This is a genomic window from Nocardioides sp. (assembly GCF_036503465.1).
Classification (GTDB): domain Bacteria; phylum Actinomycetota; class Actinomycetes; order Propionibacteriales; family Nocardioidaceae; genus Nocardioides.
Genome location: NZ_DASXWU010000081.1, coordinates 12697 through 26248 on the forward strand (window position 1 = coordinate 12697; position 13552 = coordinate 26248).

Annotated in this window: 14 protein-coding genes; 12 read left to right on the plus strand and 2 right to left on the minus strand. The window is 71.8% G+C overall.

Annotated features, from left to right (window positions below):
• The 7 genes from VGK78_RS14850 (at position 1) to VGK78_RS14880 (ending at position 6960) form a co-directional block, all read left to right on the plus strand.
• Positions 1–1614 (plus strand): TIGR03767 family metallophosphoesterase, encoded by a 1614-nt coding sequence (locus VGK78_RS14850; protein WP_331528459.1) that lies wholly within the window; start codon positions 1–3, stop codon positions 1612–1614.
• Positions 1604–2338, plus strand: coding sequence for an ABC transporter ATP-binding protein (locus tag VGK78_RS14855; RefSeq protein ID WP_331528460.1), 735 nt, complete (start codon positions 1604–1606; stop codon positions 2336–2338). Before VGK78_RS14850 ends, VGK78_RS14855 begins: the two co-directional genes overlap by 11 nt.
• Positions 2335–3072, plus strand: a complete 738-nt coding sequence (locus tag VGK78_RS14860) for an ABC transporter permease (RefSeq protein WP_331528461.1) — start codon at positions 2335–2337, stop codon at positions 3070–3072. The genes VGK78_RS14855 and VGK78_RS14860 overlap by 4 nt, the downstream gene beginning before the upstream one ends.
• A 162-nt stretch (positions 3073–3234) precedes the next feature.
• Positions 3235–4170, plus strand: a complete 936-nt coding sequence (locus VGK78_RS14865; protein ID WP_331528462.1) for a proline dehydrogenase family protein — start codon at positions 3235–3237, stop codon at positions 4168–4170.
• A 23-nt stretch (positions 4171–4193) separates the two neighbouring features.
• Positions 4194–4997 carry a pyrroline-5-carboxylate reductase gene (gene proC, locus VGK78_RS14870; RefSeq protein ID WP_331528463.1) on the plus strand — a complete coding sequence of 268 codons (804 nt, stop codon included), beginning with the start codon at positions 4194–4196 and terminating at the stop codon, positions 4995–4997.
• Between the two features lie 179 nt (positions 4998–5176).
• Positions 5177–5680, plus strand: coding sequence for a SigE family RNA polymerase sigma factor (locus VGK78_RS14875; RefSeq protein WP_331528464.1), 504 nt, complete (start codon positions 5177–5179; stop codon positions 5678–5680).
• Positions 5680–6960, plus strand: a complete 1281-nt coding sequence (locus VGK78_RS14880; RefSeq protein ID WP_331528465.1) for a hypothetical protein — start codon at positions 5680–5682, stop codon at positions 6958–6960. Before VGK78_RS14875 ends, VGK78_RS14880 begins: the two co-directional genes overlap by 1 nt.
• Positions 6961–7064: 104 nt before the next feature.
• Here the strand turns inward: VGK78_RS14880 and trpS are convergent, their stop codons facing one another.
• Positions 7065–8042, minus strand: coding sequence for a tryptophan--tRNA ligase (gene trpS, locus VGK78_RS14885; protein WP_331528466.1), 978 nt, complete (start codon positions 8040–8042; stop codon positions 7065–7067).
• 185 nt (positions 8043–8227) lie between these two features.
• On the opposite strand from trpS, the gene VGK78_RS14890 reads away from it, so the two are divergent.
• From VGK78_RS14890 to VGK78_RS14910, 5 genes are all read left to right on the plus strand, one after another.
• On the plus strand, positions 8228–9412 hold the full coding sequence (locus VGK78_RS14890; RefSeq protein ID WP_331528467.1) for an acetoin utilization protein AcuC: 1185 nt from the start codon (positions 8228–8230) through the stop codon (positions 9410–9412).
• A gap of 188 nt (positions 9413–9600) precedes the next feature.
• Positions 9601–9807, plus strand: coding sequence for a helix-turn-helix domain-containing protein (locus VGK78_RS14895; RefSeq protein WP_331528468.1), 207 nt, complete (start codon positions 9601–9603; stop codon positions 9805–9807).
• A 113-nt stretch (positions 9808–9920) separates the two neighbouring features.
• A complete protein-coding gene (locus tag VGK78_RS14900) occupies positions 9921–10022 on the plus strand; it encodes a 30S ribosomal protein bS22 (protein ID WP_008356322.1) in 102 nt (33 codons plus the stop codon).
• 21 nt (positions 10023–10043) lie between these two features.
• Positions 10044–11105 carry an NAD-dependent epimerase/dehydratase family protein gene (locus VGK78_RS14905; protein ID WP_331528470.1) on the plus strand — a complete coding sequence of 354 codons (1062 nt, stop codon included), beginning with the start codon at positions 10044–10046 and terminating at the stop codon, positions 11103–11105.
• A 184-nt stretch (positions 11106–11289) separates the two neighbouring features.
• Entirely contained in the window at positions 11290–12219 is a 930-nt protein-coding gene (locus tag VGK78_RS14910; RefSeq protein ID WP_414690692.1) for a lysophospholipid acyltransferase family protein, read from the plus strand.
• Between the two features lie 45 nt (positions 12220–12264).
• On the opposite strand, the gene VGK78_RS14915 is transcribed toward VGK78_RS14910, so the two are convergent.
• Positions 12265–13446, minus strand: a complete 1182-nt coding sequence (locus tag VGK78_RS14915) for a DUF5667 domain-containing protein (RefSeq protein WP_331528472.1) — start codon at positions 13444–13446, stop codon at positions 12265–12267.
• Positions 13447–13552: the final 106 nt, after the last annotated feature.

A 13552-nucleotide genomic window follows, 5' to 3' on the forward strand; every position in this document is an offset into this window, starting at 1 on the left:
GTGACGACGTACGAGCGGACGCTGCGCGCCTCGGCACCCGACGCGCGCGGCTACCGCCGGCTGGCGCCGGCCCCCGGCGAGGCGCATCTCGACCGCCAGGGCCGCGGCGCTCTCATCGGTGACGAGGAGGTGCTGGTCACCATCGCGCAGCTCTCTGACCTGCACGTGTGTGACGCCCAGTCGCCGGCCCGGGCCGAGCTGCTCGACCGCTGGGCCGACCCGGACTCCCCGATCGGCGACGTGATCGGCGAGGTCGGGACCTACCGGGCCCAGGAGATGCTCACCACGCAGGTCGTCGAGGCGATGGTGCGCGCCCTCAACGACGTACGCCGCGGGCCGCTCGCGGGTGCGCCCGTGGACGCCGCGCTGGTCACCGGGGACAACACCGACAACATGCAGGCGAACGAGCTCGGGTGGTATCTCACGCTGTTGGACGGCGGCGAGGTCAGCCCCGACTCCGGCGATCCGACCCGCTGGGAGGGGGTCGCCGCCGGCACGAACGATGACGATCGGTACTGGCACCCCGACCGCGAGCGCTCGGACCTGCCCCGCAGCCGGTACGGCTTCCCGGTCGTGCCCGGCCTGCTCGACGCGGCTCGCGAGACGTTCCGCGCGACCGGGCTCGACCACCCCTGGCTCGCCGTGCACGGCAACCATGACCGGCTGCTGCAGGGGACCCTGCCGTCGGCGTCGTGGTGGGCCCGCATCGCGACGGGGTCCCGGCACGTGGCCGCTCTCTGGCCGGACGTCACTCCGCAGGAGGTTCTCGAGCTCGTCGCGGGCCTCGACGCGTGCGAGCCCGAGGCTCTCGAGCGGCTCGCGCGCGGGCGCACGGTGTCGGTGACTCCCGACCGGGCACGCCGGGCGACCTCGCGCGAGGAGTTCGTCGCCGCCCACGACCACCCGGCGGCCCGGCCGCCCCGACACGGGTTCGCCGTGGACGGTCGCCTCTACTACCGGCACGACCTCGCAGGGGTGCGGCTGCTGGTGATGGACACCGTCAACCCGAGCGGCGGGTGGCAGGGCTCGGTGGACCGGGAGCAGTTCGGGTGGCTCTCCGCCGAGCTCGGCCGGGCCGACGCCGAGCGTGCCTACGTCGTGCTCGCCAGCCACCACCCACTGGACACCTGGATCAACGACCGCGGCGACCCGACCCGGGTGCTCGCCCCCGAGATGACCGCGCTGCTGGCCGGGCATCCGAGCGTCGTGCTGTGGCTGAACGGCCACACCCACCGCGCCGAGATCCAGGCCCGCGACGGCTGGTGGGAGGTCACCTGCCCCTCGCTCATCGACTGGCCGCAGCAGGGCAGGATCGTCGAGATGCTCCGCGGCGACGGCGTACTCCGGATCGGCTGCACGATGGTCGACCACGGCGGCGACGCGCCGTGGTCGGGCTCGATCGCCGGGCCGGCCGCGCTGGCCGGGCTGTCGCGCGAGCTCGCCGCGAACGACTGGCAGGCCGACCGGCCGGACCACCGGGAGCATCCGCCAGCGGGGCGTGCGCACGACCGCAACGTCGTGCTCACCCTGCCCGACCCGTGGCCCGACCCTCCTCCTCCGGGGCTCTTGACCCCCGTCGTCCGGCGGACCCATAATTCATCGCATGGTGAATAACTTGGTCGAGGTCCGCGGTCTGGTCGTCGACCGGGGCGGGCGACGGGTCCTGCACGGGCTCGACATCACCATCGAGCAGGGGAGCGTGACCGGGCTGCTCGGCCCGAGCGGCTGCGGCAAGAGCACGCTGATGCGCTCCCTGGTCGGCGTCCAGCAGCTGACGTCGGGGCGGGTGACCATCGCGGGCGCCGAGGCCGGCAGCAAGGAGCTGCGCAGCCGGGTCGGCTACGTCACGCAGGCCGCCAGCGTGTACGACGACCTCACCGTCGGCGAGAACCTCACCTTCTTCGCCCGCGTCCTGGGCGTGGACACCGCCGCCGTCACCGACGCGATCGCGACGGTCGACCTCGCGTCCCACGCCGACCAGGTCGTGGGGCGGCTCAGCGGCGGGCAGAGGTCGCGGGCGAGCCTCGCGGTCGCGCTCCTGAACAGACCCGACCTGCTCGTGCTCGACGAGCCGACGGTCGGGCTCGACCCGGTGCTGCGCCGCGACCTCTGGGCGTTGTTCCACCGGCTCGCCGAAGGTGGCGCGGCGGTCTTCGTCTCCAGCCACGTCATGGACGAGGCCGACCGATGCGACCGGCTGCTGCTGATGCGCGAGGGCAGGATCATCGCCGACGACACCCCCGACCGCATCCGCGAGAAGACACAGACCGACGACATCGAGAGCGCCTTCCTCGCGCTGGTCGACGCCGACCACTCCGACGAGGGCAGCGCCGCATGACACCTCGGATCCTGTTCGCGGTCAGCCGTCGGGTGGTCACCCAGCTGCGCCGGGACCGTCGTACCGCGGCCATGCTGCTGGTGCTGCCCTGCGTGCTGATGACGCTGCTCTGGTGGATGTTCCAGGACATCCCCGGCTCGCTCTTCGACCGCTTCGGGCCGGCCCTGCTGGCGTTGTTCCCCTTCATCGTGATGTTCCTGGTGACCAGCGTGACCACGCTTCGCGAGCGCTCCTCCGGCACCCTCGAGCGCCTGCTGGCGATGCCGATGGGCAAGCTCGACTTCCTCGGCGGGTACGCCGTGGCGTTCGGCGTGGTCGCGGCGGCGCAGGCGGCGTTCGCGGTGGCGCTCAGCGTGGGGCTGCTCGGGCTCGAGGTCGAGGGGCCGGTCCTGCTGCTCGGGATCGTCGCCGTGGCCGACGCGGTGCTCGGCACGGCGCTCGGGCTGTTCGTCAGTGCCTTCGCGCGCACGGAGTTCCAGGCCGTGCAGTTCATGCCGCTGTTCGTGATCCCGCAGATCCTGCTCTGCGGACTGTTCGTCCCACGCTCGTCGCTTCCCGACGTGCTCCACGGCGTCAGCGACGTACTGCCCCTCAGCTACGCCACCGACGCGATGCAGACCCTCGTGACCACCCCCGCCACCGGTGACGTCTGGCGTGACCTCGGGATCGTCGCGGCCTTCGTCGTCGCCGCCCTCGGCCTCGGCGCCGCCACCCTCCGCCGCCGTACTCCGTGAGCCCATGGCGGCGGGATCCCCGGTATACCGGGGAACGCTGACGTTCTCGGGCAAAACTTCCCCCCAGAACGTCATGGCTCCCCGGTACACCGGGGAAACCGCCGCCCCCCGGACCCCCCGCGCGCGTCCGGGCTACAGGGAGGAACCGCGTAGCCTGTCGGCATGTCGCTCCTCCGCCAGCCGTTGCTGCTGCTCGCTCGCAGCGGCCGGGTCAAGGACCTGGTCAGCACGTTGCCGGTGTCGGCCGGGATAGTGCGCAGCTACGTGCCCGGTGAGGACACCGAGGATGCCGTCCGCGCGACCGCCGATCTGGTCGACGAGCACCTCCGGGTGACCCTCGACTACCTCGGCGAGGACACGCTCGACTCCGACCAGGCGGACAACACGGTCCAGGCCTACCTTGACCTGCTCGGCGCCCTCTCGGCCAGCGGGCTCACCCGGCACGCAGAGGTCTCGGTGAAGCTATCGGCGGTCGGCCAGGCGATCCCGCAGCAGGGACACAAGATCGCCCTCGAGAACGCCCGGACCATCTGCCGCGCCGCGCGCAACGCCGGCACCACGGTCACCCTCGACATGGAGGACCACACCACCACCGACGCGACGCTGGTGACTCTGCGCGAGCTGCGCAAGGACTTCCCCGAGACGGGCGCGGTCCTCCAGGCCTACCTCCACCGCACCGAGGCCGACTGCCGAGCCCTCGCCTACGAGGGCTCGCGGGTGCGCCTCTGCAAGGGCGCGTACGACGAACCCGCCGAGTTCGCCTTCCAGAGCCGGCTCGACGTCGACAAGTCCTACGTCCGCTGCCTCAAGGTGCTGCTGGCCGGCCAGGGCTACCCCATGATCGCGACCCACGACCCGCGGATGGTCCGGATCGCCTCCTCGCTGGCGAGCCGGAACGGCCGTGCCGCCGGGAGCTACGAGTTCCAGATGCTCTACGGAATCCGGCCCGAGGAGCAGCGCCGGCTGGCTGCGGCCGGTGAGTCGGTGCGCGTCTACGTCCCCTACGGCACCGAGTGGTACGGCTATCTCATGAGACGTCTCGCGGAACGACCGCGGAACCTGACATTCTTCGTCCGGTCCCTCATCTCCAAGAGCTAGTTCTCCTCAGAAGTTAGGCACGCATGTCCGTCACGGCGATCATCGGCGCCGGCGTCATGGGCGAGACACTCCTCTCCGGACTGGTCCGCGCCGGACGCCCGCCCGCCGACCTCCTCGTCGGCGAGAAGCGCCCCGAGCGCGCCCGCGAGCTCGAGGAGAAGTACGCCGTCTCCGTCGTCTCCAACCTCGACGCCACCAAGCGCGCCGCCACCATCGCGCTCGTCGTGAAGCCCCAGGACATGGCCGGGCTCCTCGACGAGATCGGCCGGGCCGTCCGGCCCGGACAGCTCGTCGTCTCCCTGGCGGCGGGCATCACCACGTCGTTCCTGGAGTCGCGTCTGCCGGACGGCGTACCGGTCGTGCGGGTCATGCCCAACACCCCCGCCCTCGTCGACGAGGGCATGGCCGGGATCGCCCCCGGGCTGCACTGCGACGACGAGCACCTGGCCATCGCCGAGGACCTGCTCGGATCGACCGGACGGGTCGTGCGGGTGCCCGAGTCGCAGATGGACGCCGTCACCGCGATCTCCGGCACGGGTCCGGCGTACGTGTTCTTCGTCGTCGAGTCGATGATCGAGGCCGGCGTCCATCTCGGACTGCCGCGGGCCACCGCGACCGAGCTGGTGGTCCAGACCCTGGTCGGCTCGGCGAAGATGCTGCGCGAGACGGGCACCCACCCGACCGTCCTGCGTGAGCAGGTCACCTCGCCCGGCGGCACCACCGCCGCGGCGCTCCGTGAGCTCGAGGTGCACAAGGTCCGCGCGGCGTTCCTGGCCGCCATGGAGGCCGCGCGCAACCGCTCGGCCCAGCTCGCCGAGGGTTCCTGAGCCTGGTCCTGACGCCGGTGGGGACGGTTCACCACGCTGGGTGGTCGAGCCGTCGCTGGGCCAGGTGAGCTCCGCTGGCCATGTGCGGGCTCACCTACCCAGCGTGGTGAACCGTCCGCCGGAACCGAACCTCCCGGCCGCCCGTCGACGTTGGTGAGGCAGAGAGGTCCGGAGGTGCCATGACTGTCCCGGAGTACGACGACGTGTACGCCGCCCTGTGGCCGCGCCTGGTGCGCACGGCGTACGCCGTCTCCGGTGACCGCGGGCTCGCGGAGGACGCCGTGCAGACGGCGTTCGCCAAGGCGTACCGCAGCTGGCGCCGCATCTCCCGGTTGGAGGCACCGGAGGCGTACCTGCGCCGGATGGCCATCAACGAGGTGCTCAACGAACGCAGGCTCGCGCGCCGTCGGCACGAGATGTCGAGCGCAGAGCCGCCGGAGCGCGCCGCCGGCGGGAGCACCGACGAGGCGCTGGCGCACGACGAGATGTGGCGTGCCGTCTCCTCGCTGCCGCCGCGGCAGCGGGCGGTGCTGGTGCTGAGGTACTACGAGGACCTGAGCGAGCAACAGATCGCCGACGCCCTCGGCTGCCGACCGGGCACCGTCAAGTCGCAGGCATCCGCCGCCCTGGCGTCGCTGCGTACGCGTCTCGACCTTCCCACCCGAGCCGGAGAGGGGCTGTGATGACGGAGCTGGAGCAGCAGCTACGAGAGGCGTACGTCGAGCGCCTCGGCGCCCTCGACCTGTCCGGCGGCGACCTCGCCGCCGCGCGTCGTACCGGTGCGCGGATGCGAGGCCGACGCCGTCTGGCCGTGGGCGCGGCCGCAATCGCCGTCGTGGCCGTGGCGATCGGGGGCTCCATGATCGGATCCGGCCGGATGGCCGTCGGTCCGTCGAGCCCGAGCGGGCAGTGGCGCGAGCTGCCGGCCGCCCCGTTGTCGCCGCGTGCGAATGCCGAGTCGGTCTGGACGGGGCACGAGGTGATCGTGCTCGGCGGCGAGACGGAGCCGTGCCCGCCGAACGCCGACTGCGCGGCGGGCCCGAGCGGGCTCCGTGACGGTGCTGCCTTCGACCCGACCACGAACACCTGGCGCCGGATCGCCAGCGCACCAGTGCCGGTCGGGCCGGGAGACAGACTTCTCGCAGCCGGCGACCTCGTGGTGCTGCGGTCCGCCGGCACGTCCGCGTGGTTCGTGTTCGACCCGGCCCGGAACCACTGGCTGCGCCTCCGCGACGTCCCGAAGGGGGTCGGCGGCCTGCCGTCCTCCTACGGCTCCCTCGTGTACGCGCTCGCCGGCCGGCAGGTGGTGTCGTACGACGCGTCGAGCGGCGCGTGGAGCACCCTGCCCCCGGATCCGATCACGCCGGCGTTGCGCCAACGGCGAGTCACCGCAACGTCGTCCGGACCGGTGGTCACCGGGGTCGACGCGACGAAGCCACACGACGGCTCGGTCCCGCCGATCATTCTCGCGGACGTCTTCGACGGCACCTCGTGGCATCGGCTCCCGGCGACCGGGCAGATCGCGGGCAACTCCTGGACCTGGACCGGCACCCGGATGGTCGATCCCGAGCCGTTCACGCTCGACGGGGGCGAGGTCGACGGCTGGGGACGCGCTTATCCGATGGGCGGCATCCTCGACCCCGCCAGCGGCACCTGGACCTCCCTGCCCGAGGCGCTCGTGAACGCATCCCAGGGCGACGATCGAGGGTGGGTTGTCTCGGCCGCGGGAGGTTCCTGGATCGCGGTGCTCGGTCAGGTGTACGACGACTCGACCGGGCGGCTGTACCGACTCGACCGCCCCAACGGCGCACCGGCGTACGGCACCACCGCGGCTTGGGCCGATGGCCGCCTGGTCGTCTTCGGCGGCACGGACTTCAACGAGGACACGTCCTGCCGCGGGCCGGGGTCGACGTGCGCCCAGCTCGTCGACCTCACCAACCACGCCTGGCTCTGGACGCCCTGACCTCACCGCATGAGGTTCTGGGCCGATCCATGACGTTCCCGGGGGAAACTTCCCCCGGGAACGTCATGGTTCCCCGGTGCACCGGGGAACGCGCCGCCCGCATCTCACAGCCCCATGGCGGCGGTCGCGGCCGCGAGCACGGAGGCGGTCACCTCCCGGCACCGCACGGACCCGTCGGCGAAGACCGAGTCGACGTACGCCGGGTCGTCGGCCAGCTCGGCGTAGGCCTTCTGCAGCGGCGACAGTGTCGCCACGACGGCCTCGGTGACCGCCGACTTCAGGGCGCCGTACGTCTTGATCCCGTCCGTGGACCCGCCGCAGGCGGAGAGGATGTCGAGCAGGTTGGACACGCCCGGCTTCTCCGAGCGCGACGACCGCACAGCAGACGGCCCGACGTCGGAGTCCGTGACGGCTCGCGCGACCTTGCGGCGTACGACGTCCGGCGGGTCGAGCAGCCGGATCACGCCGGCATCCGACGCGGCCGACTTCGACATCTTCGTCGACGGCTCCTGCAGGTCCATCACCCGCGCTCCGGCCCGGGGCAGCGTCACCTCCGGCACCACGAAGACGGTCCCGTAGGTGTGGTTGAACCGGATCGCCAGGTCGCGGGTCAGCTCGACGTGCTGCCGCTGGTCCTCGCCCACCGGCACCCGCGCCGGCCGGTACAGCAGGATGTCGGCCGCCATCAGGGCCGGATAGGTGTACAGCGAGGCCCGCGTCGACGGGACCCCGCGCCCCTTCTCCTTGAACTGGATCATCCGGTTCAGCTCGCCGGTGTACGTCGTGCACTCCAGCAGGTAGGCCAGCTCGCGATGCGCCGGCACCAGGCTCTGCCGGAACAGCGTCACCCGCGAGGGATCGAGCCCGGCCGCGAGGAAGAGCGTCGCCATCTCGCGGATGGTGTCCCGCAGTTCGGCCGGGTCCTGGGGTGTGGTGAGGGCGTGCAGGTCGGACAGACCGAAGAAGCAGTCGTCCGGCGAGTACGCCGCGTCCTGCGCCGCGACGAAACGCCGCAGCGCACCGAGGTGGTTGCCGAGCGTGAGCCGCCCGGTGGGAGTGATCAGGGAGAGGTTGCGGTCCATGGTGGGCTCCTGCCGTTGATGCGGTGGTGGCGAGCCCACGGGTGGTCCGGGAAATGCAGAACGGCCGCCCGTGGGCGGCCGTGGGATGCGAGTGCGTGCTCGATCGGGTGTCCGCCGTCAGGCGGGCCACCAGCCGAGGTTCGTGGATCGGAGCACGCGTCGAGGGTACCGGTAGCGTGGCGGCCATGCCAGCGTGCCCGGGTCCCGCCTCGGTGGTGTTCGACCCGACGCTGACCGAGTACGACTTCGGTCCGAGCCACCCTATGTCCCCGATCCGGGTGGACCTCACGATGCGTCTCGCCGCCGACCTCGGCGTGCTCGACCGGCTGGCGACCGTCCCGGCCGAGGTGGCCGACGACGAACTGATCGCCACCGTCCACGAGCCCGGCCTCATCGACGCGGTGAAGCGGGCCGGCAAGGACCCCGAGGCCTTCGAGCCGGCGTACGGACTGGGCAGCGATGACAACCCGGTCTTCGCCGACATGCATCGCGCCGCAGCGCACGTCGTCGGCGCGACGACCGAGGCGTTCCGGCAGGTCCGGAGCGGCGACAGCCTGCACAGTGCGAGCATCTGCGGCGGGCTCCACCACGCCATGCCAGACCGCGCCAGCGGCTTCTGCATCTACAACGACGTCGCCGTCGGCATGCGCTGGCTGCTCGACCAGGGCGTGCGGAAGATCGCGTACGTCGACGTCGACGTCCACCACGGCGACGGTGTGGAGCACATCTTCTACGACGACCCGCGGGTGCTCACGATCTCGTTGCACGAGACCGGCCAGGCGCTCTTCCCGGGCACCGGCTTCCCCGTCGACAGCGGCGGGCCCGACGCGCAGGGCAGCGCCGTGAACGTCGCCCTCCCGCCCGGTACGTCGGACGCCGGGTGGCTGCGCGCCTTCCACGCGATCGTCCCGCCGCTGGTCCGCGAGTTCCGACCCGACGTCCTGGTCAGCCAGCACGGCTGTGACAGCCATCGCGACGACCCCCTCGCCGACCTGATGCTCAGCGTCGACGGCCAGCGCGCGTCGTACCTCGCGATCCACGACCTGGCCCACGAGGTCACCGACGGCCGCTGGGTCGCCACCGGGGGCGGCGGATACGCACTGGTGGACGTCGTCCCGCGCGCCTGGACCCACCTGCTCGCGGTACTCGCGGGAGAGCCGCTCGACCCCGAGACGACCACGCCCGAGTCATGGCGCACCTACGTCCGCGAGACGCTCGGCCGCACCGCGCCGGCGCGGCTCACCGACGGCCGCGACCCGGCGTACCGCGACTGGTCGGAGGGCTACGACCCGGCCTCCTGGCTCGACCGCTCGATCATGGCCACCCGCGCGGAGATCTTCCCCTTCCACGGCCTGGACCCCCGGCCGTGACCCGGTCGATTGGTTCCGATCAGTAAAATTCGCGTCCGTTTCAAGTCGACACGCGTGAGTACCGTGAGTTTCTGTAGAGATTTCCTTCCCCACGAGTCACTTCAGGCCCTATTCTCACCACAAGCGCGGGACGTGGAGTCACCGGAGGGGAAGCCGGTGCGTGCCTGCCAAGAAAGACGGTGCCTGCGATGCCTGCCCACGAGCCCGGAGACATCTCCGAGGTGAAGTTCCTGACCGTGGCCGAGGTGGCCGCGATGATGCGCGTGTCCAAGATGACGGTCTATCGCCTGGTGCACAGCGGCGAGCTGCCCGCGGTGCGCGTCGGCCGGTCGTTCCGGGTGACCGAGGACGACGTGAACGAGTACCTCCGCAAGAGCTTCTACAGCGCCGGTTGATCACGCGATCCGGCTCTCGCGCTGGATTCGTGACCTCACCCCCTGCCCGTTAGGCTGTCGGGGTCGTCCCGGCGCGTCCGGGACCTCCTGACATCGGAGCGGAGAAGGTCTACGTGGGTTCGGTCATCAAGAAGCGTCGCAAGCGGATGGCGAAGAAGAAGCACCGCAAGCTGCTGAAGAAGACGCGCGTCCAGCGACGCAAGCTCGGGAAGTAACCCCACCACCCGGGGATCACCGTGGGCGCCGACCGGTCGGTCGTACTCGTCACCGGGGTCTCCCGCGACCTCGGCCGCAGGTTCGCCCGGCACCTTGCCGCCCAGCCCGGCATCGGCCGGGTCATCGGCGTCGACGCCGTTCCTCCAGGCCATGACCTCGGTGACGATGTCGGTGACGTCTCGTTCGTCCGCGCCGACATCCGCGGCCCGGCGATCGCCGAGGTGATCGCTGCGGAGGACGTCGACACCGTCGTCCATATGAGCGTCATCGCCACCCCCGGCCCGACAGGCGGCCGCGGCACGATGAAGGAGCTCAACGTCATCGGGACGATGCAGCTCCTCGCCGCCTGCCAGAAGTCCGGAGGCCTCCGCAACCTGGTCGTGAAGTCGACCTCGACCGTGTACGGCGCGAGCAGCCGCGACCCGGCCATGTTCACCGAGGACATGCAGCCGCGCCACCAGCCGAGCTCCGGCTACGCCAAGGACGCCGCGGAGATCGAGGGGTACGTCCGCGGCTTCGCCCGCCGTCGCTCCGACGTCCGCGTCACCACACTCCGACTGGCCAACGTCCTGGGTCCGCACGTGACCAGCCCCATCACGTCGTACTTCCGGCTCCCGGCGATCCCGACCGTGCTCGGCTTCGACCCGCGGCTTCAGTTCGTGCACGAGACCGACCTGATGCGGGTGCTCACCCACTGCGTCCAGACCGAGGTGGCCGGCACGTTCAACATCGCCGGCGACGGTGTGCTCCTGCTCTCGCAGGCCGTACGCCGCCTCCGCAAGGCCGCCGTCCCGCTCGTGCGGCCGGCGGTCGGCGGGATCGCCGCCGCCCTCGTGTCGGCGCGGATGGCCGACTTCTCGCCCGAGCAGCTCGAGTTCCTCACGTTCGGCCGCGGCCTCGACACCACCCGGATGCGCACCGAGCTCGGCTTCGAGCCGGCGTACACGACCGAGGAGGCCTTCGCCGACTTCGCCTCCGGTGCCGAGGACGGCACGGGCACGGCAGGTCGAGTGGTCGACGGCCTCGCGTCGTCGGGGGCCGGCAGGGCCCGCGGAACCCAGGGACGAGCGGGCCGTGGCTGACGCCGAGGTCATCCCGATCGGGACCGGCGGCCGGCCCGGGCGCGGCTCCGGAAGCAACCGGCCATCCCGCGCATCGCGCACCTTGGCCGGCGGTGCCGCCCCTCGATCGACCCGGCGCAGGTCCGCGCCGAAGCCGAAGGATCCTGTCCCACCCACGGCCGAGCCCCCTCGAGCGTCCGACGACGTGCGCCCCGCGGCCACGACCGAGGAGCGCGGACCGGGCATTGCGCCGGACGAGTGGCTGATGGCGTTCCGGACCGGCGCCGGCGAGGTCTTCGGCGACGACTGGGAACGGCAGCTGGCGCGGTTCCTGGCGTTCCTGCGCCGCCGACTGACCGGCGAGTACGCCGTCGACGAGTACGGCTTCGACCAGGAGGTGGCCGAGAAGCTCCTGTTCGCGAGCCTGCGCCCGATCGCCGAGAAGTGGTTCCGGATCGAGACCCGCGGCCTGGAGAACCTCCCGGCCGACGGCGGCGCCCTCGTGGTCTCCAACCACTCGGGGACGCTTCCCGTCGACGGCCTGATGACGATGTTCACGATCCACGAGCACACCGGCCGCTTCCTCCGACCGCTCGGCGCCGACCTGGTGTTCCGGATGCCGTTCGTCGGCGGGCTGGCGCGCAAGGGCGGGGCGACGCTGGCGTGCAACGAGGACGCCGAGCGGATGCTGTCCGCCGGCGAGCTGGTGGGGGTCTGGCCCGAGGGCTTCAAGGGGATCGGCAAGCCGTTCGCCGAGCGGTACCGGCTCCAGCGCTTCGGCCGGGGCGGCTTCGTCTCGGCGGCGGTGCGGACGGGCGTCCCGATCGTGCCGCTGTCGGTGGTCGGGGCGGAGGAGATCTACCCCTTGGTCGGCAACATGCCGTCACTGGCCCGGTTGCTCGGCATCCCGTACCTGCCGATCACGCCGCTGTTCCCCTGGCTCGGGCCGCTCGGGCTGGTGCCGCTTCCGTCGAAGTGGCTGATGGAGTTCGGCGAGCCGATCCGCACCGACCGGTACGACGTGGCCGCGGCCGACGACCCGATGGTGGTCCTCGAGGTGACCGACCAGGTGCGCGAGACCATCCAGCAGTCGTTGCACTCCCTGCTGATGCAGCGCGAGTCCGTGTGGCGCTGACGCCGGCGTACTGAACCGTCCGACGGCGCAGCGGGTCAGGGCAGGTCAGGGGAGGGTCGGCAGCGCGCTCTGGATGCCGCCGACGGTCTGGTCGAGGGTGTCCGTGACCTGGTTGCCGACCTCCCCGACCGCGTCGAGCAGGTTGTTCGTGGTGTCGGAGACGGTGGAGGCCACGTCGTTCTGCTGCCCGTCGCTCAGGCCGTCGGTGAGGTGCTTGACCGTGTGCTGGACGTCGCCGGCAGTCGGCGGCTGCGTCTCACCGGGATCGGCGCTCGAGGTGTCCGGGTCGGTGACGCTCGCCGGCGGCAGCTTGGACGGGAGGTCGGGCAGCTGAGGGCCGCCGTCCGACCCCTCGTGCACGATGCCGTGGTGGCGCGGCTTGGGGGCGGCGACCTGCCAGGTGTCGACCGTCGACCGGGACGCATGCACGAGCACGCTCGGCATCGAGGAGACCATCGGACCCGGGCAGGAGGGACAGGTGTGCACCGAGGTCTGCTGCACCTGGTCGAGTGCCTGGGCGGCCTGCAGCAGCGACTCGAGGGACTGCGACGGGATCTCGGACTGCAGTGCCTCGAGCCGGCCCATGCTGGTCGCGGTGAACGAGCGGAGCGCGGTGATCGACGTGCGGTCACCTGTCGCCTCGTAGTCGGCCACCAATAGGTCGGAGCCGTCGATCGCCTGCTGGGTGAACGCGTCCAGTGCCTGGTCGACCCGGGTCGAGTCGGCGTGCTCCCGGCTGAGCTCCTCGGCCTCGTCGAGGCGGGTGCCGGCGCTCGAGAGCAGCACCCGGCCACGGTCGCCCCGGTCGAAGGTGAGCTCGGCGTGGGCGCTCTCGATCCCGCGCTTGACCGAGTAGAGGCCGTCCCCGGGCAAAGCGCTCTGGGACGCGACGGCCATCGTCGCCGAGGCGCCGACCAGGGCGACACCGCTGACCACGGCCGCGAGGCGGCGGTTGCGGCGCCGCGTCCGCGGTGTCGTCGGCCGCAGTCGGAGCCGGGCGTCGGTGTCGTCGCGCTCGGCGGCCGCGGCGGCGAGGACGGACTCGGCCTCGGCAAGAAGCCGTTCGCGCAGCGTGGCCACGAACTCGGGATCCGCGACAGGCTCGGGTACGGCGCGGAGCGCGCCCACGACCTCGAGCAGGTCGGCGTACTCGGGCAGGCGGGCACCACCCGTCGAGGCGCCCTCGACGAGCTCGTGGAACTGCTGAGCGCGTCGCCCCGTGATCACGATGATCCTCGCTGGTCCTTCTCAGAGTGGTGGTGTGAGTGGTGTCGGTCGCGGCGAGGGCCGGACAGGGGAGACAACGACCTGCGCGGGTGTGGGGTTACGCCCC

Excerpts from the sequence above, each read along its gene's own strand:
- VGK78_RS14855 (WP_331528460.1), top strand. The coding sequence starts at position 1,604 with ATGGTGAATAACTTGGTCGAGGTCCGCGGTCTGGTCGTCGACCGGGGC.
- VGK78_RS14860 (WP_331528461.1), top strand. The coding sequence starts at position 2,335 with ATGACACCTCGGATCCTGTTCGCGGTCAGCCGTCGGGTGGTCACCCAG.
- VGK78_RS14865 (WP_331528462.1), top strand. The coding sequence starts at position 3,235 with ATGTCGCTCCTCCGCCAGCCGTTGCTGCTGCTCGCTCGCAGCGGCCGG.
- proC (WP_331528463.1), top strand. The coding sequence starts at position 4,194 with ATGTCCGTCACGGCGATCATCGGCGCCGGCGTCATGGGCGAGACACTC.
- VGK78_RS14875 (WP_331528464.1), top strand. The coding sequence starts at position 5,177 with ATGACTGTCCCGGAGTACGACGACGTGTACGCCGCCCTGTGGCCGCGC.
- VGK78_RS14880 (WP_331528465.1), top strand. The coding sequence starts at position 5,680 with ATGACGGAGCTGGAGCAGCAGCTACGAGAGGCGTACGTCGAGCGCCTC.
- trpS (WP_331528466.1), bottom strand. The coding sequence starts at position 8,042 with ATGGACCGCAACCTCTCCCTGATCACTCCCACCGGGCGGCTCACGCTC.
- VGK78_RS14890 (WP_331528467.1), top strand. The coding sequence starts at position 8,228 with ATGCCAGCGTGCCCGGGTCCCGCCTCGGTGGTGTTCGACCCGACGCTG.
- VGK78_RS14895 (WP_331528468.1), top strand. The coding sequence starts at position 9,601 with ATGCCTGCCCACGAGCCCGGAGACATCTCCGAGGTGAAGTTCCTGACC.